At 47.4% G+C, this 19,431-nt stretch carries 21 protein-coding genes; 18 read left to right on the top strand and 3 right to left on the bottom strand.

What is annotated here, in order from left to right; genetic code table 11:
• Nucleotides 1-34: 34 nt before the first annotated feature.
• Nucleotides 35-1,021, bottom strand: coding sequence for a peptidylprolyl isomerase (locus tag GA520_RS14780; RefSeq protein ID WP_163340177.1), 987 nt, complete (start codon nt 1,019-1,021; stop codon nt 35-37).
• A gap of 343 nt (nt 1,022-1,364) precedes the next feature.
• On the opposite strand from GA520_RS14780, the gene GA520_RS14775 reads away from it, so the two are divergent.
• From GA520_RS14775 to GA520_RS14740, 8 genes are all read left to right on the top strand, one after another.
• On the top strand, nt 1,365-1,868 hold the full coding sequence (locus GA520_RS14775; protein WP_163340176.1) for a TlpA disulfide reductase family protein: 504 nt from the start codon (nt 1,365-1,367) through the stop codon (nt 1,866-1,868).
• 159 nt (nt 1,869-2,027) lie between these two features.
• On the top strand, nt 2,028-2,237 hold the full coding sequence (gene extJ, locus GA520_RS14770; RefSeq protein WP_163340175.1) for a selenite/tellurite reduction operon protein ExtJ: 210 nt from the start codon (nt 2,028-2,030) through the stop codon (nt 2,235-2,237).
• Nucleotides 2,238-2,384: 147 nt separating this feature from the next.
• Nucleotides 2,385-3,209 carry an undecaprenyl-diphosphate phosphatase gene (locus GA520_RS14765; RefSeq protein WP_163340174.1) on the top strand — a complete coding sequence of 275 codons (825 nt, stop codon included), beginning with the start codon at nt 2,385-2,387 and terminating at the stop codon, nt 3,207-3,209.
• A gap of 3 nt (nt 3,210-3,212) precedes the next feature.
• On the top strand, nt 3,213-3,908 hold the full coding sequence (locus GA520_RS14760; protein WP_163340173.1) for a methyltransferase: 696 nt from the start codon (nt 3,213-3,215) through the stop codon (nt 3,906-3,908).
• Between the two features lie 15 nt (nt 3,909-3,923).
• Complete coding sequence (locus GA520_RS14755) at nt 3,924-4,622, top strand: bifunctional precorrin-2 dehydrogenase/sirohydrochlorin ferrochelatase (protein WP_163340172.1); 699 nt, start codon at nt 3,924-3,926, stop codon at nt 4,620-4,622.
• A 56-nt stretch (nt 4,623-4,678) separates the two neighbouring features.
• The gene (gene ccsA, locus GA520_RS14750) at nt 4,679-5,509 is read left to right on the top strand and encodes a cytochrome c biogenesis protein CcsA (RefSeq protein WP_163340171.1); all 831 of its coding nucleotides are present in this window, start codon (nt 4,679-4,681) and stop codon (nt 5,507-5,509) included.
• Entirely contained in the window at nt 5,499-6,797 is a 1,299-nt protein-coding gene (gene hemA, locus GA520_RS14745) for a glutamyl-tRNA reductase (protein WP_163340170.1), read from the top strand. Before ccsA ends, hemA begins: the two co-directional genes overlap by 11 nt.
• Nucleotides 6,781-7,281, top strand: coding sequence for a hypothetical protein (locus GA520_RS14740; protein ID WP_163340169.1), 501 nt, complete (start codon nt 6,781-6,783; stop codon nt 7,279-7,281). Before hemA ends, GA520_RS14740 begins: the two co-directional genes overlap by 17 nt.
• A gap of 7 nt (nt 7,282-7,288) precedes the next feature.
• Here GA520_RS14740 and GA520_RS14735 read toward each other — a convergent pair whose 3' ends face one another.
• Complete coding sequence (locus tag GA520_RS14735; protein WP_163340168.1) at nt 7,289-7,597, bottom strand: nucleotide pyrophosphohydrolase; 309 nt, start codon at nt 7,595-7,597, stop codon at nt 7,289-7,291.
• 118 nt (nt 7,598-7,715) lie between these two features.
• Between GA520_RS14735 and GA520_RS14730 the strand changes: the two genes are divergently transcribed.
• From GA520_RS14730 to GA520_RS14695, 8 genes are all read left to right on the top strand, one after another.
• The gene (locus tag GA520_RS14730; protein ID WP_163340167.1) at nt 7,716-9,824 is read left to right on the top strand and encodes a carboxy terminal-processing peptidase; all 2,109 of its coding nucleotides are present in this window, start codon (nt 7,716-7,718) and stop codon (nt 9,822-9,824) included.
• A 204-nt stretch (nt 9,825-10,028) separates the two neighbouring features.
• Nucleotides 10,029-10,577, top strand: a complete 549-nt coding sequence (locus GA520_RS14725) for an RsbRD N-terminal domain-containing protein (RefSeq protein WP_163340166.1) — start codon at nt 10,029-10,031, stop codon at nt 10,575-10,577.
• A 75-nt stretch (nt 10,578-10,652) separates the two neighbouring features.
• A complete protein-coding gene (gene dsrM / locus GA520_RS14720; protein WP_163340165.1) occupies nt 10,653-11,675 on the top strand; it encodes a sulfate reduction electron transfer complex DsrMKJOP subunit DsrM in 1,023 nt (340 codons plus the stop codon).
• A gap of 36 nt (nt 11,676-11,711) precedes the next feature.
• Nucleotides 11,712-13,349: a sulfate reduction electron transfer complex DsrMKJOP subunit DsrK gene (gene dsrK, locus GA520_RS14715; protein ID WP_163340164.1), complete on the top strand. Its 1,638-nt coding sequence runs from the start codon at nt 11,712-11,714 to the stop codon at nt 13,347-13,349.
• 28 nt (nt 13,350-13,377) lie between these two features.
• Nucleotides 13,378-13,776: a sulfate reduction electron transfer complex DsrMKJOP subunit DsrJ gene (gene dsrJ, locus GA520_RS14710; protein WP_163340163.1), complete on the top strand. Its 399-nt coding sequence runs from the start codon at nt 13,378-13,380 to the stop codon at nt 13,774-13,776.
• Nucleotides 13,776-14,624 carry a sulfate reduction electron transfer complex DsrMKJOP subunit DsrO gene (dsrO, locus tag GA520_RS14705; protein ID WP_163340162.1) on the top strand — a complete coding sequence of 283 codons (849 nt, stop codon included), beginning with the start codon at nt 13,776-13,778 and terminating at the stop codon, nt 14,622-14,624. Before dsrJ ends, dsrO begins: the two co-directional genes overlap by 1 nt.
• Nucleotides 14,625-14,631: 7 nt before the next feature.
• Nucleotides 14,632-15,804: a sulfate reduction electron transfer complex DsrMKJOP subunit DsrP gene (dsrP, locus tag GA520_RS14700; RefSeq protein WP_163340161.1), complete on the top strand. Its 1,173-nt coding sequence runs from the start codon at nt 14,632-14,634 to the stop codon at nt 15,802-15,804.
• A 108-nt stretch (nt 15,805-15,912) separates the two neighbouring features.
• Nucleotides 15,913-16,551 (top strand): hypothetical protein, encoded by a 639-nt coding sequence (locus GA520_RS14695; protein ID WP_163340160.1) that lies wholly within the window; start codon nt 15,913-15,915, stop codon nt 16,549-16,551.
• Nucleotides 16,552-16,579: 28 nt separating this feature from the next.
• On the opposite strand, the gene GA520_RS14690 is transcribed toward GA520_RS14695, so the two are convergent.
• Entirely contained in the window at nt 16,580-17,374 is a 795-nt protein-coding gene (locus tag GA520_RS14690; RefSeq protein ID WP_163340159.1) for an A24 family peptidase, read from the bottom strand.
• A 170-nt stretch (nt 17,375-17,544) separates the two neighbouring features.
• Between GA520_RS14690 and GA520_RS14685 the strand changes: the two genes are divergently transcribed.
• Together GA520_RS14685 and GA520_RS14680 are read left to right on the top strand one after the other, a co-directional pair.
• The gene (locus tag GA520_RS14685) at nt 17,545-18,384 is read left to right on the top strand and encodes a dihydroorotate dehydrogenase electron transfer subunit (RefSeq protein ID WP_240910251.1); all 840 of its coding nucleotides are present in this window, start codon (nt 17,545-17,547) and stop codon (nt 18,382-18,384) included.
• Between the two features lie 8 nt (nt 18,385-18,392).
• Nucleotides 18,393-19,310: a dihydroorotate dehydrogenase gene (locus GA520_RS14680; RefSeq protein WP_163340243.1), complete on the top strand. Its 918-nt coding sequence runs from the start codon at nt 18,393-18,395 to the stop codon at nt 19,308-19,310.
• The last annotated feature ends 121 nt before the right edge of the window (nt 19,311-19,431 follow it).

The following is a 19,431-nucleotide window of genomic DNA, read 5'->3' as shown; positions in this document are numbered from 1 at the left end:
TTCTTTAGAATCCGCTGCTGATTGCGATGCCGCCTTACATTTTCTGAATATAAGCATTCTGCTTTAGTTCGGTAACCCAGATGGTGTAAGCCTCCTTCATCTGCTTATCGAACAGGATACGCTTGATCTCATCCTTAACGGACTCAAAAGGTGCCTTCATCATAATCTCGCCATCGCCCATGGAGAGGAGTTTGAAGAACTGATACCCTGAGCGTGTTTCAACGATCTCACTCACCTCCCCGGTTTTCAGGCCTATAACGGCATGTTTCATGTATTCGGCCATATCTCCCGGTAAGAATGTGCCCAGGTCACCACCATCGACAGCAGAGGGCAGATCCGAAAATTTCCTGGCAAGTGTTCTGAAATCCTGACCAGATGTTGCAAGTTTGTGAACCCGTTGGGCCCTCTTTCTGGCGTCTTCTTTTGCACCAGGGACATCTTTTTTGTCTGCGGAAGACCAGTTAAATCCCATCTGCAGGAGATAGTAGGAACCCTCGTCGACCTTTGAGGTATAGTTGAGGTCGTAGTAATCGAGCATCATCTCATCTGTAACAATGATTTTACGCTGCACATCATTACTTATAAGTTTGTTTTGGAGCAGTTGGCTTTTAAGGGTTGAGCGGTACACCTCTTCGGTCACACCGCTTTCGTGGAGTTTGCCCACCAGATCCTGCATGGTCATGCCGGTTCTGCTGAGAACATCCTGTAATGCCTGTTCCACTTCTGCATCGGAAACGGAAAGCTTTTGTTCTTCGGCTTTCTGGGCAATCAGTCGCTTGTCAATGAGGGTGTCGAGAATTTGTTCCCTGGCCTTCATGAGTTCGTTCTGTAATTGTTCTGAAGGAACCGATGCGGCGATTCTCTGGTAGATACCCTCTGCTTCCTCATCGAGTTCGGAGAGTGTAATGATATCATCGTTTACAACCGCGACAATACGGTCGACCATTTCCGCGGATACCGTCTGGAAGTAAATGGTTGTAAAAAAGAATACTGTCAGGATGAAGATATAAATGCGATTCATGAGCAGGTTCCTGGATATTTGTTCAGTAGTATCGTATTTGAAAATAACTGATCGTATGTGAAACGGTGTCTCCGGTATTCAATCTATTTTTCGGGAGGTGTCAATCAAAAATAGCTCATTATCAAGCTGGAATTGCATTTCCGGGTAAACCTGCCGATGTTGCCGTACCAGTTGACTTTTTAACGAGATCGAATATCTTGTCGCAAGAGTATAGCATAGTTTCCATTTGAAAACGGCTCTTTTCTCTGCCACCACTGTCGAGTTATGTGAGAGGGGAGAGTGAGAAAAATGGTTGGGAACTGATTGAGAAATATTGATTTTGAAATTCCTCCTGGAGTAAAGAATGAAAAATACCGGACGTTTACTCTGCCTGGCATTTGTTGCGTTTATTTTCAGCTTGTCTGTCGCAATAGGCGGCAGCGCTCAGGCCGCAACCCGGATGCCGGATTTTGCCTTAAATAGTGTGCTTGACGGTAAGGCTGTCAGTAGTAGCAACTTTGAGGGAAAGGTACTGCTCGTTACTTTTTTTGCAACCTGGTGCCCCCCCTGCATTGAAGAAATTCCCACTTTGAAAGAGCTGCACAGCCAACTTGGGGCCGAAGGATTTTCTGTGGTGGCGCTGTCTGTGGATCAGTCTGGTCCGGCGGATGTCGCAAAAATGGTTAAGAAGAAGGCGATTAATTATCCCGTGCTGATGGCCGATGAAGAGGTTATGAAAAATTTTGGTGGGGTATACGGTATTCCGGTGTCTTTTTTGGTGAACAAAAAGGGAAATGTGGTAAAAAAATACACGGGTTATGTTTCCGGCAAGACTCTGTTGAAAGATATTAAAAGTATATTAAAGTAAGTAGTATACGATATATGACAGGTTAATGGGTGATTGACAATATCCTATCACTGGAGTATATTAGTAATTAACTAAATAGAGTGTGACGCTGTAGGTGTGCATAAATTGATTTGCTGAACAAAACGTTTGGTAAAAACATGTTATTTTAGGAGAAAAGTTATGAAAAAAGGATTGGTAACACTGGCAGTAGCCCTGGTATTCGCATTGTCAACAGCAACCGTTGGTTTTGCAGCTAAAGTAAAATGTACCGTCGATGCAGTTGATGGCGACAAAGTCACCATGACCTGCGAGAAGGCTGATAAATTTGCAGCAGGCGACAAAGTGAAGGTCTCCCCTGCTAAGAAGAAAGGCGCTATCGAGGGCTGCTAATTGTTAAATTGACATAGTAACTCGTATTCGGTATTTTGCTGGGTCGGTTGACGTTGAGTCAACCGACCTTTTTTTTTGCAGATCTGTCAGGACAGCCAGATCCGGTAGAGCTCTGTTTGTAATTTTCACTTATCTTAATTGTCATTTATGGATTTTCCCGAACTGTTGAAGGCCATCTTGCTTGGAGCAATTCAGGGGCTGACCGAATTCTTGCCGATCTCGAGTTCAGGTCATCTTGTTATTGGCTCAAAGCTCCTTGAATTTGAGCAACATAGCGTGGCTTTTGACGTATTCCTGCATCTTGGCAGTCTGCTTGCGGTGCTGCTGGTTTTTAGAAAAGAAATTGCGGCTATGATTCTGGCCCCAATTTTCTGGCTGCGCGGGAGCCTTGAAGAAAAAGACAGGATGTACCTGCTTTGGGACCTTTATGTTATTATTGCCTCTGTTCCGGCGGTACTTGTTGGACTGTTTTTAAAAGATAGGGTAGAGGTCTTGTTTTCCAGCCTGCCGCTTGTATATTCCATGTTGGCAATAACCGCATTTTTGATGCTCACTTCCGGATATCTGCAAGATCGAGGAAAAGAACTGGGCTGGTTTCGCGCTCTTCTTATTGGATGTGCCCAGGCCTGTGCAATCATGCCAGGGTTATCCCGATCAGGTTCTACTATCTTCATGGGAATGCTGCTGGGTGTTGATCGAGAGGTTGTTGCCAGGTTTTCTTTTATCATGTCGATACCGGTTATTTTTGGTGCTGCTGTTTTGCAGATAGGAGATATTGCCGGTCAACAGTTCACGGAGGGTTCATTGATAAATCTGGTGGGGGGGACGGTTATGGCCGCTGTTTCCGGTTATTTTGCCATCGTACTTCTTCTTGATATCGTCCGCCGGAATCGGCTCCAATATTTTGGATATTACTGTCTGGTTGTGGCTTTGACCGGATTTGCTCTGTTGTTTTTCTCTAACGTGTCGTGATTTATGGATATTCGAACTTTACCCGAAGATGAAAGGGAATTATATAATTCCATCAGAAAGAAATATAAACTTACTTTTGACAGGCTACAGCTTGGAGACGATACCGTTCGTTTGTTGAAAGTTGCCGATCTAGAACAATTCCTGGATGGTAAGGATCCTTTTGCCAATGTCTCGGAATTCCCTTTTTGGATAAGGCTCTGGGACAGTGCAATGGTACTGTCATACCTTCTGCATTCACTGCCGGATGCAAAAGGACAGCGACTGCTTGAACTGGGGGCCGGGCTTGGGGCTCCGGGGCTGGCAGCGGCGGTCAACGGTTTTGATGTAACCCTGAGCGATTATGAGGAAATTATTCTCAACTTCGAAAAGGTGAGTGCGGCGGCGTCAAAACTGGATAATGTCCAGTGCACCATGCTGGATTGGCTTGATCCGCCTGAGATGGAGCAGTTCGATGTCCTGGCTGGTGCCGAAATACTTTTCAGGGAAGAATTTTTTGATCCATTGCTTTCGGTTTTCAGGAAATACCTGAAGCCGGGAGGCATTATTTATCTGGCTCATGATGGCGGTCGTAAGAGTTTACCGAAATTTCTCAAGGTGGCGGAAAATGAGTACGATATTAGTGGCAAGGTCCAGAAAATACGAAAGGATGGTAAAGATGTCACTATAATCATCAACCGTCTTCTCCTGAAAAAATCATGAGCAACCTGATTGTCAATGAGCTATTACCCGATTAATCTGGATATTACCGGTAAAATATGTCTGGTGGTAGGTGGTGGAAAGGTCGCATACCGTAAGGTGCGTTCTCTGCTGGGTGGGAACGGTCAAGTCATAGTGATCAGCCCAGAGGCCGTTCCCGAAATCCGGCTCCTGGCCAAGAGGAACGAGCTTACCTACTACGAACGTGTATATCGGCCAGGTGATCTCAAGGGAGCCGTTCTTGTCTTTGCTGCAACGAACTGTCCTGACACTCAGGAGCTGGTAAGGGCGGAAGCCTCGAAGCTGGGGGTGCTCCTCAATAGTGCCGATAGTCCTGATAACTGTGATTTTCAGGTGCCTGCCAAGGTGCGACGGGGGGAATTGCTGATTACAATTTCAACTGGTGGCGGTTCCCCTGCTATTTCGCGTATGGTCAGAATGGAACTTGAGGAACAGTTTGGACCGGAATACGGGATTTTGATTTTTTTGTTTTCGCTCATCCGGGAACAAATCGTGCCAGGGCCGACAAGTTCGGATGAAAACAGAAATATGTTTCGCGAACTGTTGCTATCGAATATCCTGATAGATGTTCAAAACAGGCGTTGGCAGCGGGTGCAGGCCAAATTAGACAGACTACTGCCCGAGAGTGTGGACAGCGAGGCAGTGGTTCAGAAAACTATTGAGTTTGCTGAAGATGAATTTGATTTGATGACCTGAACCACCATTTCAGGGTAACCATTTGTGATGGTTGAACTTCCTACCAGGCAGAACATATGATCAATGAATTAAATTATCTTTTTTTCCAGGGGGCATTCGGGACTGCTATACTGTCCTGCATTCTCTACCTGGTCTTTTTTATCGGGCAAAAAGAGAAAGTACGACAGGTTGGCCGGATACTGCTGCTGGTGTCCGGTATCCTGCAAACCCTCTATATCGGTTCGAGATTTATATTGGCGGGCTATACCCCGATTACCACCCAACATGAGACGGTCTCATTTTTTGCCTGGTCTGCAACATGGGCCTATCTCAGCTTTCGGTGGCGTTATACTGTCAAAAATTTCGGTACATTCGTGTCTTTGTTGATTGTGTTGCTGCTTTGTGCTGCAGCCTTTGCCTCACGTGATATCGTACCGCTTAAACCCGTTCTGCAGAGCCCGTGGCTCCCCGTTCATGCAGGTACATCACTTCTGGCATATGCCTTTTTCTCTCTCGCTTTCTGCGGTTCTATCATGTACCTGCTGCAGGAGCGGGAGTTGAAGGGGAAGAGGTTTGGCTATTTCTTTTCACGGTTACCATCTCTTGATGCCCTTGATCAGTTGAACAATCACTGCCTCACCACTGGTTTTGTCTTTCTCACCCTTGGCATGATAACAGGTTCGTTATGGACCAAGCAGGCATGGGGTGTTTACTGGCAGTGGCACCTCAAAGAAATCTGGTCGCTGGTTGCGTGGTTTGTTTTCCTGCTTCAGATCCATCAGCGATTTACCGCGGGCTGGAGGGGCAAGAGAGCGGCTGTTCTCACCCTTATAGGCTTTGGTATTGTCATCTTTACCCTTTGGGGTGTTATGTATCCGCTTGGAGGTAGCAGTACATATGGCGGATGAAACATTTATCCTTCTCGGTCTAAATCATAAAACCACACCTGTCGAGGTGCGGGAACGGGTCGCTCTTTCAGGTGGCTATGAAGAACCGCTTGCCAGGTTACGGAAACTTCCCGGATGTCGTGAGTCGTATCTGCTTTCAACCTGTAACCGTGTAGAAATAGTTGTTGTCGCAGCGTATAGTCCCGAAGTGGAAGAGAGCCTCATCCGCTTCTTGTTCGGGAATGATATAGAGATATCGCAGTGCCGCGAATATGTATATATCTATTCGGGAAAAGATGCCGCTCATCACCTTTTTTCGGTGGCTGCCAGTCTCGATTCACTGGTGGTGGGGGAGGCGCAGATCCTGGGGCAGTTGAAGGAGGCCTACCGTTACGCAACGGAAAGTCATTGTACAGGGCCATTATTAAATAGGCTTTTACATAAGTCATTTTCCGTTGCCAAGAGGATTCGAACTGAGACCGGAATAGGTTCATCTGCCGTTTCCATCAGTTCCGCCGCAGTTGAACTGGCCCGTAAGATTTTCGGAAATCTTACAGATAAACATGTGCTGCTGGTTGGGGCAGGAGAGATGGCAGAACTCGCGGCTCAACACCTTGTCGGGCAGGGCGTACAATCTGTCACTGTTGCCAACAGAACCCTGTCCCGGGCAGTGGATCTGGCCCAGCAGTTTGATGGTAAGGCAGTTTCATTTGAGGAACTTGTCATTCAGCTTGAAAAAGCTGACATCATTATCAGCTCGACCGGTGCCCCCAATGTTATCCTAAAAAAGGAGCAGGTCAAGCCGGTGATGCGTGTTCGCCGAAATAAACCCTTGTTTTTTATAGATATTGCAGTGCCGCGTGATCTCGACCCGGAGATGAACGACCTGGAGAATGTTTTTCTCTACGACATAGACGATTTGAGCCAGGTCGTGGAGATGAACCGCAGCGAGCGCGACCGGGAGGCGGCCAAGGCGACCAGGATTGTGGATGAAGAGGCAATAAAGTTCCAGCGCTGGTATGAAGGAATGGCGCTTACCCCGACCATTATGGAGTTGCGTAACAGGGCTAATGAGATCTGCCAGGCCGAATTGACAAAGACCTTGAGCAGGATGACCGAACTCAGTGATAAGGAGCGACGATCTATTGAAAAGATGGCGTCTGCCATTACCGGAAAAATGTTACACGGACCACTCATGTTTTTAAAAAACGAAGGCTGTCAGGGCCGGGATACTACACAGGAAAAGGTTGAGACGGTACGTCAGGTCTTCGGGCTGGAGACAGGGGCTGACAGTGAAGAACGTGGATGATTATGTCGCCAACGAGTGGTATGTTGTTCGTCATTCAGGTGAAATCCCGGAAATTGCCTTTCACTCATCACTTCATTATCTCACGGAGTCGTCGGATGGCCCGAATCTCACTCTTAAAGACCAGCAGGCACAGGTGCTAAAAGAGGCCGCTGCTGAGCGTTATCGTGAAATTGTCCTGCGTGATTTACAGCATGAGAACTGTAGTAGTTCAAGCTATCGTGGTATCCGGCGATCAATCGTGAATTATCATCGATACACAGAATTTTGCCGTAGGCAGCAGCTTGAAGATCCCGGTTTTGCTGGTGAAGTTGCTGCAAACCTTATGCTTTTCCTGGCGGTTGAACAGGTACGTGTGAAAAAGCAGGGCAAAGATTCAGTGGTGAATTGCTCGTTTGAGGAACTAAGCTGTTTTGCCAGAGTGCTCGGACTTGTAGAGGACGATTTACCCTGCCATTTGGGAAGACTCTGCCGGGACCGGTCGTGACTTAGTTTTACTGATTGGGAGCTGGATATTTTATCCTGTTCTTTTCAAGTTTTTTCCTGGCGGCAGTCAGGGGGTCAAGCCCGTACGATGTGGCAAGTGTCGTCAGGTAGATCATGATATCGCCGATTTCTTCCTCGAGATGTTCGACTTGTTGATGGGAGAGCTTGCTGCTTTGAGCTGGTGTGAGCCACTGGAAAATCTCAACCAGTTCAGATGCTTCGACACTTAGTGCCATCGCGAGGTTTTTCGGGGAGTGGAATTTTTGCCAGTCCCGCTCCTTGATGAAGGTTTTTATTTCAGATTGTAATAATTTCATGGCACCCGGTTATGTTATAGTATTTGTTCAGTGGGTCTGGTATGAATCGTTGTTGATGGTGTGGTAGTCAATCCAACTGGTTATTGCATTGTATCCTTTTGCTTCCAAAATTGTTCTTATGAAATTCTATCGTTTGCTGTCCATTTGTGTCGTCTGTTTGTTTGTTGCCTTTCTGGCAGGTTCTCCTGTGTTTGCAGACCAGGGTCAGGCCGGGGTTGATGAGAAGAGAAACCGTTTTATTGGTTTGATGATCAGTCGTCAGCTCCCCGCCATGCATTTCAGCGAAAAAGTCGTTGACGATGCCCTGGCCATCGATGCCTTTGATTTGTATATCAAGCAGCTTGATTACCAGAAACGATTCCTCTTGAAGTCAGACGTGGAACAGTTACGTTCTTTTGCTGACCATATAGACGATAACCTCTACAGGGGAACAATTTCCCTGCCCGGTACCGGTTTTGATATCTTAAACGAGCGGATCGGACAGGTCGAGAAAATTGCTGAGGATATTCTGAAAGAGGATCTCGATCCCAAAGAGGGGGGGGATTATCAGACTGATCCTGATAAACTTGATTATCCCGAAGACCTGGAACAGTTACGGGAGAGATGGCGTCATATCCTGCGAGTTCAGCTCAATAACCAGTTCCTTGACCTTGAGGAAGAGCAGAAGGATGAAAAGGAGAAAAAAAGCGATAAGGAGTTGTGGCAAGAGAGTCGCGAAAAAATAGCCAAAAGAAACAGCAACTTCTTTCACCGGCTGCACCAGGAAACACTTCAGGATCATTACGACCGTTTTTTTAATGCGGTGACCCGGGCTTTCGACCCCCACACCAATTATATAGCCCCGGCCAGTAAAAAACAGTTTGATATTAACATGCGGGGAAGCCTTGAAGGGATAGGGGCCCTGCTGCGTGAAGAGGATGGCTTTATAAAAGTTGTCCGAATTATTCCTGGCAGCGCTTCGGCGAGACAGGGCAGGCTCTCTGCAGAGGATATTATCCTGGCGGTTGCAGAAGAAGATGGTGAGCCGGTTGATGTGACAGATATGCGTCTTCGTGATGCTGTTCAGTTGATTCGTGGGCCGAAAGGATCCGAGGTGCGGCTCACAGTCAAAAAGCATGACGGTGTAAAGGAAGTTATCCCTATTGTCCGGGATGTGGTGCAGATTGAAGAGACCTTTGTCAAGAGCGGCATCATTGAGGACGGGAACAAGAAAAAATTAGGTTATCTAGTTATTCCGAGTTTTTATCGGGATTTTTCCAGGAATGGTGCCCAGGGAGGGCGTAATTCGAGTGACGATACCCGAAAGGAACTCAAGAAACTCAAGGAGCAGGGTATCTCGGGAATCATCCTTGATCTGCGTAATAATGGGGGCGGCGCCCTGGTTGACGCGGTGGAGATTACCGGCATGTTTATCGATTACGGCCCGGTAGTTCAGGTGAAGACCAGCAACGGCAATGTTCGTATCCTGCGTGATGAGGATTTCGGGGTTGAATGGGACGGCCCTCTGGTTGTGCTGGTTAACAAATTTTCTGCTTCCGCTTCCGAAATTGTAGCTGGTGCATTGCAGGATTACGGTCGTGCTGTCATCATGGGTGGTGCCCATACCCACGGTAAGGGGACAGTCCAGACAATTGTCGATTTGAACGAGAATATTCCCCTCCTGCATATCAAGAAGTATGATGATCTCGGTGCATTAAAAGTGATGATCCAGAAATTTTACCGGGTTACCGGTGGATCGACCCAATACAAAGGGGTGGAACCAGATATCGTTTTACCGAGTCTGCTCGCCCATGTGGAGTCGGGTGAACGCTACCTGGAACATTCCCTGCCCTGGGATTCAATCGAATCTGTTGAATATGAAAAAGTTACATCAAAACTGCCACTTGATACTATTCGTGAAAATAGCCTCAAAAGGGTCGAAGATGATGAAGGCTTTATTATCATCAGGCAGGAAATGGAGAAAGCGGCAAAAAGGGCCGAAGATACCCTGCTTTCCATGAATATCGATGATATGCGTGCCAAACGAGAAGAGGCGAGGCTGGCCAGAGAGAGGATCGGCGAACACTATGGCAAGTATCGGAAAGATGAATCAGGCGATGATGACGATGATAATGCTGACCTGACATCGGAACAAAGGCACGAGGAGTGGCTTGAAGATGTACGTGAAGATCCGTATGTGCTCGAAGCGGGGCGGGTGGCAATAGATATCCTGAACTGGCAAAAATGATATAGAAACCAGGTTTTTGGAGCAGAACTGATCGATTTCCCACCACTTACAGTCCGGAAAAATAGTCTTGAAAAAGCGCCGGAAAGATGATAGAAGTGCGCTTTTGTGAATGGTCATTCATTTTGCACAATAGGCCTTTGTGCATGATCAGGGTGACGATCAATGTATCAGATTTCTTACTTAAGATAATAGGATTGGAAGGGCATGGATCTCGATCTTGCAGAAGCGTTTCGGAATTATCGCAAGAAAATTGTCGATCAATGGGTGGAATACACCCTATCTACGTATAAGTCATCCGACTTCTTTTTAAAGGAGAAGGATAAGTTTGCAAATCCCACGGGTGTAAATATCAGGGAAGGACTCGATGAGCTTTTTGTCCTGCTCTCAAAGGGAATGGATTCTGAAGAGTTCAGAATGCCGATCGACAAGATCATGAGATTGCGGGCTGTTCAGGAGTTTACACCATCCCAGGCCGTCGCTCCGTTAAACGCGGTCAAGCATATTACCAGGGATATTCTGGCAGCAGACAAGGAGCGGTCCGTCTTTATAAAGGATCTGTATGATTTTGAATTTGCTGTAGATCTGGCATTGCTTATGGCGTTTGATGTTTATATGGAATCCCGGGAGCGTCTTTACCAGGTCCGTATCAATGAGCTGAAATCAGGTAGCCATATCCTTACAGATTCGAAATGTCCGTCGAAAAACCTGCAGGAAACACCGCAGGATAATTTTATATCGGTAAAGAGTAATTAACTGGTCTCTGTGCGAAAGATAGTCGGGCTTTCGTGTGGTTTCCAAAAACACAGTTCAATTGAAGCGAGGTAAGACATGAAGTACGCCTTATCATTTGCGGCAGTCATTGCCCTGGTAGTGATTGCCTGGCTGGGGTCCCAGATACCCGGAATGCAATATTTATTCGGTGTTGCACTTCCGTATCTGGCCATTGCGGTCTTCCTGGGCGGTTTTATTAATCGGGTTGTATGCTGGGCTAAGTCTCCGGTTCCATTCTCGATTCAGACCACCTGCGGACAGGCAAAATCGCTTGATTTTATCAAGCATGACAAACTTGAGGCTCCCCACACTACCACTCAGGTTGTCGCCCGTATGGCTTTGGAGATTTTCTGTTTCAGGTCTCTGTTCCGAAACACTCATGCAGAAATGCATGACGGACCGAAAATCACCTACGAATCATCCAAGTGGTTGTGGCTGTTTGCAATCGTGTTCCATTATTCCTTTTTCATGATAGCGATCCGCCACATGCGGTTGTTCCTCAACCCTGTACCGGATTGGATCTACTGGCTGGAATTTGGTGACGGACTGTTCCAGGTTGGTGCGCCCACCTGGTATATGTCAGATGTTGGAATTGTCGCCGGTCTGTTCTTCCTGTTTGCCAGGAGGCTGAGCAATGCCAAAGTCCGTTATATTTCGCTCGCCAACGATTATTTTCCGCTGTTTCTTCTTTTCGGTGTTGCATTGACCGGAATCCTGATGAGGTATTTCTTAAGGACAGACATTGATATCGTAAATATCAAGCAGCTGGCTGTAGGTCTTGTCACCTTGCATCCGACCATAGGTGCTGAGATTGGATCGATTTTCTACATCCACCTCTTCCTTGTTTGTGTACTGCTCGCCTACTTCCCGTTTAGTAAACTGATGCACGCAGGTGGTGTCTTCATGAGTCCGACTCGTAACATGAAGAACAACTCCCGTGAAGTTCGGCATATCAATCCGTGGAATCCGCGTATTCTTCCTCATTCCTATGCAGGATATGAGGATGAATTCCGTGAATTCATGGTCGATGCAGGTCTGCCGGTAGAAAAGGAGTTGCCTCCTAAAACGGATGAGGAATAATTTAATCCCAATACTTGCTTATAAGGATCAATAGCGATGTCAGTTCCAAAATTAGAACAATTATCGAAAAGCGTAGTGCAGGGACCATCCATGGCAACCGGGGCAATTCCCACCCAGGACTGGATGGATATCCCCGTCGTTTTCAAGCCGGGCAATTACGCCTACCCTGCCAAAAAGGACAAAGTCGAATATCTTAACAGCCAGAAAGGACTTCATTTTCCGAACGCCCGTGAGTGGTCTCCGGAAGATGATGACTGGAAACTTCCTGAAGACTGGAAAGATATTATCTTACAGGGTCTTAAGGAACGTCTGGATAAGTTCCGTTCCCTGAAAATATTCATGGACTGCTGTGTACGTTGTGGTGCTTGTTCAGACAAGTGTCACTTCTATCTCGGTACCGGTGATCCTAAAAACATGCCGGTACTGCGGGCCGAGTTACTCCGCTCAGTATATAGGAATGATTTTACCTGGGCAGGCAAGATTCTCGGTAAGATGGCCGGTGGTCGTGAAATGACCGTCGGTGTCTTGAAGGAGTGGTTCATGTACTCCTACCAATGTACCGAGTGTCGCCGCTGTTCCGTATTCTGCCCGTACGGCATTGATACTGCGGAAGTCACCATGATGCTGCGTGAGTTGCTGCACCTTGTGGGTGTCGGTATCAACTGGATCCTGGAGCCTGCCTCCAACTCCAACCGTACCGGTAACCATATGGGATTGCAGCCACACACCTTCAAGGACAATGTTGAGTTCCTCGTAGATGATGTGGAAAACCTGACCGGTATCAAACCGAATATTACCTTTAACAGAAAGGGTGCCGAGGTACTTTTTATTACTCCATCTGCTGACGTCTTCGCCGAGCCTGGATTGTACACAGCCATGGGGTATATGATTCTTTTTGAGGCTATCGGCCTCGATTACACCTGGTCGACCTACGCTTCTGAAGGTGGTAACTTTGGTCTGTTTACCAATAATGAGACCATGAAAAAACTCAATGCCAAGATGTATGCAGAAGCAGAACGTCTTGGAGTGAAACATATTATCGGCGGTGAGTGTGGGCATATGTGGCGTGTACTTCACCAGTACATGGATACCATGAATGGCCCTGCTGATTTCCTCGAGGTTCCGAAGTCACCGATTACCGGAACCGTTTTTGAGAATGCTGCCTCAACAAAGATGATTCACATTACCGAGTTTACTGCGGATCTGATCAAGCACGGCAAACTTAAGTTTGACAAAAGCAGGAACAGCCATGTAAAAGCGACTTGGCATGATTCATGTAATACCGCAAGGGCCATGGGGCTTCTCGACGAGCCACGGTACGTTCTCGACCATGTTGTTGATTGGGTTGAAATGCCGGAAAACACTATCCGTGAGCAGACCTTCTGCTGCGGGTCAGGAACAGGCCTGAATACTGATGAGATCATGGAACTTCGCATGCGTTCAGGATATCCTCGGGCCAACGCTGTTAAGTACGTCGAAGAGAAGTACGGTGTTAACACTCTCGCCTGTGTCTGCGCCATCGATAGGGCAACTTTGACGTCACTTGTTGATTACTGGACCCCGAATGTCAGTGTCTGTGGACTTACCGAGTTGGTTGCCAACGCCATCGTTCAGGAGAATGAAGGCGAAAACCGGGCCAACCTCGAAGAAGGCCTGCGGACAATGGTATTTTAATCCTGACCGGAATAGAGGAGTATGACTCATGTATAATAAGAAAACAGTAATACCGGGGTTGGCAATCTTTGTTATCCTCGTAACATTTCCTGTCTGGTTCAACGGATTGTCGGCCGGTCCCGTACCGAAGCCGGAATTGCCGCCGGGTGGTGAAAAAGCCTGTGTGGCTCCTGCCAGTGAGATGCGTGACACGCATATGCAATTACTCAATGAGTGGCGTGACGATGTCCTGCGTGACGGTAACAGGCAGTACGTTAAGGTGGGCAGTAAAGAGTATCGTAAAGGATTGCAGATGGCCTGCATGGAGTGTCATAGCAATAAAGAGAAATTTTGCGATACCTGTCATGATTACGCATCTGTTAAACCATTCTGCTGGGATTGCCACTTGACCCCAAAAGAGGCAGATTCGAAGAAGGAGACGCACTAATGGATAAGAAAAGAAGAAAATTCCTGAAGATGGCCGGTGTTACAGCACTTGCCGGCATCAGCGCCCCTGCGGTTGTCAAGTTGACTGCCGAACCTTCGTTTGCCTCTTCCCAGGCGACAGGTCACGGGAATGATGATGCCCATAACGCTGCTGCCTCAACTGAAGCAGCCCATGGAGCGGTCGAAGAGGCACCCCAGGGTATCCGACTGGGCATGGTTATCGACATGCGGAAGCTTTATGGCAAGCCTGAGCTGATGGATAAAGCTGTGAACGCTTGTAACAAAGTACATAACATCCCGCATTTTGAAGACAAGAAAAACGAGATCAAGTGGATTTGGAAGACCCCGTTTGCCAATGCTTTTCCCGAGCATTCAAACTACCACGCCTCGAAAACTACCAATGAAAGTGATTTTCTCGTCCTGTGTAACCACTGTGACGAACCTCCCTGTGTAAGGGTCTGTCCGACTAAGGCAACCTTTGTATTGGAAAAAACAGGTATTGTGGCCATGGACTATCACCGCTGTATCGGCTGCCGTTTCTGTATGATGGGTTGCCCATATGGAGCCAGGAGCTTCAACTGGTTTGATCCTCGTCCGCACATCGAAGAGTACAACAAGGACTTTCCGAGCCGCATGCGTGGTGTCGTCGAGAAATGTAATTTCTGTGGTGAGCGTCTCGCACTTGGGCAGGAGCCTGCATGTGTGGAAGCGGTCAAGGAAGCAGGCGCTATTGTCTTTGGAGACCTGAACGATCCGAATTCCGAGATCAGGAAGGTCCTCGACAAGGAGCATACGATCCAGAGGAAGCCTTCTCTTGGAACGAAACCGTCAGTCTTTTACATAGTGTGAGGGTGTCATGATTGAAAAAGCATTGAAAGGCAATAATGCCTATTGGATGTGGCTGGCATTCTTAGGCGCTTTTGTAGCTATAGGAGCTGTCTGCTACCTGAGGCAGTTTGTATATGGTATGGGGCTCACCGGAATGGGGCGAGATCTCTCATGGGGTCTGTACATTTCACAATTCACCTTTCTGGTTGGTGTTGCGGCTGGAGGGTTGATGTTGGTACTGCCTTACTATATTCATAATTATAAAGTATTTGGACGAATTACCATCCTGGGTGAGTTTCTGGCAATATCCGCTATCATTATGTGTCTGATGTTCATTATGGCGGATATCGGGCAACCGCTTCGCGGACTGAACATGATATTGCATCCGACGCCAAATTCCATGCTGTTTTGGGATATGGTTGTACTGCTGGGGTACCTGAGTCTTAACGTAATCTGCGGCTGGGTTATCCTCACTGCAGAGAAAAAGCAGGTCAAGCCACCAAAGTGGGTATACTTTTTTGTGTATCTTTCTATTCCTTTTGCGGTTTCCATTCATACCGTAACGGCCATGCTGTATTGTGGTTTGCCGGGCCGCCATTTTTGGCTTACCGCTATCACAGCCCCGCGATTCCTCGCTTCCGCTTTTGCGGCCGGGCCCGCTCTCATTGTGTTGGCCTGTCTGATAATGAAGCGTGTTGCCAACTTTGATTGTGGTAAAGAGGCGGTCAATAAGCTGACGACCATCATCATGTACGCCGCTATTATCAACGCCTTCTTCGTTCTTCTGGAATTCTTCGTGGGCTGGTATTCAAATATTCCTGGCCACAAACATTCACTTCAATATCTGTTCTTTGGCCTTGAGCATCATGGACACGTGTACAACAATCTGGTACCGTTTATGTGGACGTCCGTCGTGCTCTGTTTCGGTGGTCTCGGCCTCTTTGGATACATGAAGATAGCCAAGATGGACAATGAGTTGCTGGTGGCCATCGGTTGTATCGCCATTTTTGTTGCACTCTGGCTTGATAAAGGTCTCGGTTTTGTTATGGGCGGCCTGGTGGTTAACCCGTTACATGAGATCGTTGAGTATTATCCGACTGCAAATGAGATCGGTATCACCCTTGGTATCTGGGCAACCGGTTTTATGCTTGTTACAATCCTGTACAAGATAGCCATCAAGGTTGATGCAGAAGTTCATTAAGAGCTTCTCTGCATAGATTCTTGCAAAAGAGCCTCCTTGACGGGAGGCTCTTTTTTTTTGCACAATGTGTGGATAAGATCTGACATAGCGTAAAAAGGTTGATTTGTTTTGAACCCTAAACAGGTATTAATTGTCTACTATTCTTTCAGCAGCCAGACAAATCGGCTTGTACAACAGCTCGCTGCCGGTCTGGAGGAGAGTGGTGTGTCTGTCTGGTTGGAGCGGCTGGAGCCTGCTGTGAAGATCGATCTGCCATTTACCTCAAGTTGGTCCATGTTCAAGACCATGGTCTCATCTTATTTCCGCAGTCGCACTCCTGTGCTGGCTCCATCGTATCCTGAAAATGTTGATTGGGACCTGATAATTCTTGGTGGTCCAACATGGTCGTTTTTCCCATCCGGTCCTGTGCTCTACTACCTTGATGCTTTTGCCGGAGACGTTGTCAGGGGTAAAAACATCATTCCCCTCATATCATGCCGAACGTATTGGAGGATGCACTTTAATTGTCTCAAGGAGATGATCGGGGAGTGCGGGGGACAGATTCTGGATCCCATTGTGTTTAAGCATTCTGGTAAAGAACCTTGGAAGACAATAGGTTTATGCCTGAAGCTGTTGGGTCGTTTGCCGAGGGGGGAGGAGTCTTGGTTTAGAAAAAAACACCCTCGTTATGGACACGCCCCTGAACAATACGAACTGGCAGCACAAAAGGGACGTGAGTTAGGCGAGAAGCTTGTTTCTTCTTCGTAAATGCCTTATTATCTCCTGCGTCCGGGGATCATGGCCACTGGCCCTGGAGGTAAAGGTTGAAGTAGAAAAGGATCTGTTTTCCAAAAAAGAGATAAACAAAAGCTGCCAGTGAAAGAAAGGGGCCGAAAGGGATGCGGGTATGTGAGTCTTTTTTCTGCAGGGCAAGACTTGCTATCCCTATGATAGAGCCGCTTAATGAACTGACAAAGATTATAAAAGGCAGTGATTGCCAACCGAGAAAAGCACCAAGCATAGCTAATAGTTTGATATCCCCACCACCCATGCCATCCTGTTTACGCACTAAATAATAGAATAGTGCCACAAGATAGAGAACACCACCACCAGCTCCAATCCCGATAAGGGAGTCGAGCCAGTTGACATGTGGGTTGATTAAGGAAAAGAGAAAACCGACAACTATTCCGGGTAGACTGATCACGTCAGGGATTATCTGGTGATGTATATCGATAAAGATGATTACTACGAGGGCAGCAGCAAACACAAAATATCCTGCAGTCGCAATTGTTAAACCGAAGGTGTGGACAATCGCTGCAGCGAGCAGGGCCATGAGGAGTTCAACAACCGGGTACTGGATCGAGACCGATGTCTTGCAATGTCGGCATTTTCCGAGTTGGACAAGATAACTTATTACAGGTATATTCTCATACCATGAAAGTGGTGTCATGCATTTCGGGCAGTGGGATGCGGGGAAGACAACAGAGCTGCCCTCGAGTGGGAGTCGAAGGATGACAACATTAAGAAAACTGCCGACAATGGCACCGAACAGTATTGCAAAAATTATATAGAAGAAATCTGGCTGGATCATGATATGGTCTGGTGATTAAATAAAGGCCACCTTGTAAAACTGCAAATACGCCAAACTGCATCCTGCTATGCAATACTTCATCCTCGGTTTACGAACTATCTGCCTGAGGTATAGGTTTTGAATGCAGATGAAGTTTGAAACAATAAGCTGTTTTTTCAAGGTAACCTGGAATGAATCCTGAAAAAAACACAACTCATCTCATAACGAATCAACCTGTAACTATGCCACAATATCAGGAAAAAACAATAGTAACCCGTGTCGAGAGACTTAGCGAAGAAAACATGCGCTTAACACTTAAGGCACCGGAAATCGCCGCTGAGGCCCAAGCAGGTCAATTTGTCATGATCCGAACAGCCTTAGGTATGGACCCGCTTCTCAGGAGACCGTTCTCCATCCACCAGACAGATTCCAGCGGTCATATCCAGATCTATTTCAAGATCGTTGGTAAAGGTACTGACCTGTTGGCCCACGTCCGCGAGGGAGAGGAACTATCAGTGCTCGGTCCCCTTGGTAAAGGCTTCAGGATCCCGGAGAAGGCACCTGTCTGTCTCGTTGGGGGCGGCCTTGGCATCGCTCCCATGCTATTTTTATGTAAAGAGGTCTGTCGGGTAAAGAAAGGGTGTGGCAATGACACGCTGGTTCTTGGAGGACGTACGAAAACAGAGGTTGAGCCGCTGATTGAGGATTTTCAGCAGATGGGGCTTAAGATAATTGCTACCACAGATGATGGTACATATGGCGAGCACGGAAATGTGACGGATGTTTTGAACAGCATTCAATTGCCTGCCGACACAGTAGTTTTTGCCTGTGGCCCTGAACCTATGATGGCAGCAGTTTCCGGCTACTGCAAAAAACATGGCCTTCGTTGTCAGGTTTCAGTTGAAAGCGTTATGGCCTGTGGTATGGGAGCGTGTCTCGGTTGCAACAGGACTGCCGCTGATGGGGGATATGTTCACGTCTGCCTTGACGGTCCGGTTTTTGATGCAGAGGAGATGGTATGGAGTTTGTAAAGAATAGTGTGGATGGGCCGGACCTGCGGGTGAAAATCGGTAGTATCCATCTTGATAATCCAGTGATGACAGCATCAGGCACCTTTGGCTATGCCCGTGAATTTGAAAACCTGATGAACCTTCACCGTTTGGGGGGAGTTATTGTTAAAGGGATCTCCCTCTTTCCCAGAGCCGGAAATCCTCCGCCCAGGATAGTGGAAACCGCCTGTGGCATGCTCAATGCAATAGGCTTGCAGAATGTTGGTGTTGAACGTTTTATAGAAGAGAAGATGGTCTACCTTGCCGGGCTTAATGTCCCGGTGATTGTGAATATACTGGGTGGTTCAGTTGAGGAGTACAGGGAAATTACAAAACGCCTGGAAGGTGTAGAAGGCGTTGCGGGCATAGAGGTAAATATTTCCTGTCCCAATGTGAAATGCGGTGGTGTAGCCTTTGGCGGTGATCCAAAGATGGCTGCGACTGTGACAAAAGCGGTTAAAGAGGTGTGTAGTGTTCCGGTGATTGTCAAGTTATCCCCAAATGTGACGGACGTTGCTGAAATTGCCAGAGCTGTTGAGGATGGAGGGGCAGATTCCGTTTCACTTATCAATACCCTTATTGGTATGGCAATCAACCTCAAGACCCGGCGTCCCGAACTTGCTAACGTTATAGGGGGACTCTCCGGACCTGCTATAAAACCAGTCGCACTCAGGATGGTTCATGAAGTTTCTCGGGCCGTGTCCATTCCGGTTATTGGTATCGGTGGGATTGAAACTGCCGAAGATGCTCTTGAATTTCTGTTGGCCGGTGCTACTGCCATCCAGGTTGGGACAGCCAACTTTACCAATCCGAGAGCCAGTGAAGAGGTGGTGGAAGGGATAAGCAAATACGTTCAGGACGAACAGTTGTCCTCTGTAAGGGAACTGATAGGTGCGCTTATTGTATGATGACAATGTCTATGGGTGCACATGCCGGTAAGGCCAGAGTTTATGCCGCAGTTGCTGCCTAAACATCGCAAGCTGTTCTGGCAAAGACGTGCAACGCTCAAGCGTATTGTGTTGTGATTGA

Source organism: Desulfopila sp. IMCC35008 (genome assembly GCF_010646885.2).
Lineage (GTDB): Bacteria > Desulfobacterota > Desulfobulbia > Desulfobulbales > Desulfocapsaceae > Desulfopila.
The sequence above is the reverse complement of the archived record's forward strand: the minus strand, read 5'-3'. Positions and strand labels throughout refer to the sequence as shown.

Coding starts and splice junctions, on each gene's coding strand:
- dsrP (WP_163340161.1), top strand. CDS start 14,632: ATGATTGAAAAAGCATTGAAAGGCAATAATGCCTATTGGATGTGGCTG.
- GA520_RS14685 (WP_240910251.1), top strand. CDS start 17,545: ATGAATCCTGAAAAAAACACAACTCATCTCATAACGAATCAACCTGTA.
- dsrO (WP_163340162.1), top strand. CDS start 13,776: ATGGATAAGAAAAGAAGAAAATTCCTGAAGATGGCCGGTGTTACAGCA.
- GA520_RS14765 (WP_163340174.1), top strand. CDS start 2,385: ATGGATTTTCCCGAACTGTTGAAGGCCATCTTGCTTGGAGCAATTCAG.
- GA520_RS14775 (WP_163340176.1), top strand. CDS start 1,365: ATGAAAAATACCGGACGTTTACTCTGCCTGGCATTTGTTGCGTTTATT.
- GA520_RS14780 (WP_163340177.1), bottom strand. CDS start 1,021: ATGAATCGCATTTATATCTTCATCCTGACAGTATTCTTTTTTACAACC.
- GA520_RS14725 (WP_163340166.1), top strand. CDS start 10,029: ATGGATCTCGATCTTGCAGAAGCGTTTCGGAATTATCGCAAGAAAATT.
- dsrM (WP_163340165.1), top strand. CDS start 10,653: ATGAAGTACGCCTTATCATTTGCGGCAGTCATTGCCCTGGTAGTGATT.
- extJ (WP_163340175.1), top strand. CDS start 2,028: ATGAAAAAAGGATTGGTAACACTGGCAGTAGCCCTGGTATTCGCATTG.
- dsrK (WP_163340164.1), top strand. CDS start 11,712: ATGTCAGTTCCAAAATTAGAACAATTATCGAAAAGCGTAGTGCAGGGA.
- GA520_RS14735 (WP_163340168.1), bottom strand. CDS start 7,597: ATGAAATTATTACAATCTGAAATAAAAACCTTCATCAAGGAGCGGGAC.
- GA520_RS14730 (WP_163340167.1), top strand. CDS start 7,716: ATGAAATTCTATCGTTTGCTGTCCATTTGTGTCGTCTGTTTGTTTGTT.
- hemA (WP_163340170.1), top strand. CDS start 5,499: ATGGCGGATGAAACATTTATCCTTCTCGGTCTAAATCATAAAACCACA.
- GA520_RS14755 (WP_163340172.1), top strand. CDS start 3,924: ATGAGCTATTACCCGATTAATCTGGATATTACCGGTAAAATATGTCTG.
- dsrJ (WP_163340163.1), top strand. CDS start 13,378: ATGTATAATAAGAAAACAGTAATACCGGGGTTGGCAATCTTTGTTATC.
- ccsA (WP_163340171.1), top strand. CDS start 4,679: ATGATCAATGAATTAAATTATCTTTTTTTCCAGGGGGCATTCGGGACT.
- GA520_RS14760 (WP_163340173.1), top strand. CDS start 3,213: ATGGATATTCGAACTTTACCCGAAGATGAAAGGGAATTATATAATTCC.
- GA520_RS14690 (WP_163340159.1), bottom strand. CDS start 17,374: ATGATCCAGCCAGATTTCTTCTATATAATTTTTGCAATACTGTTCGGT.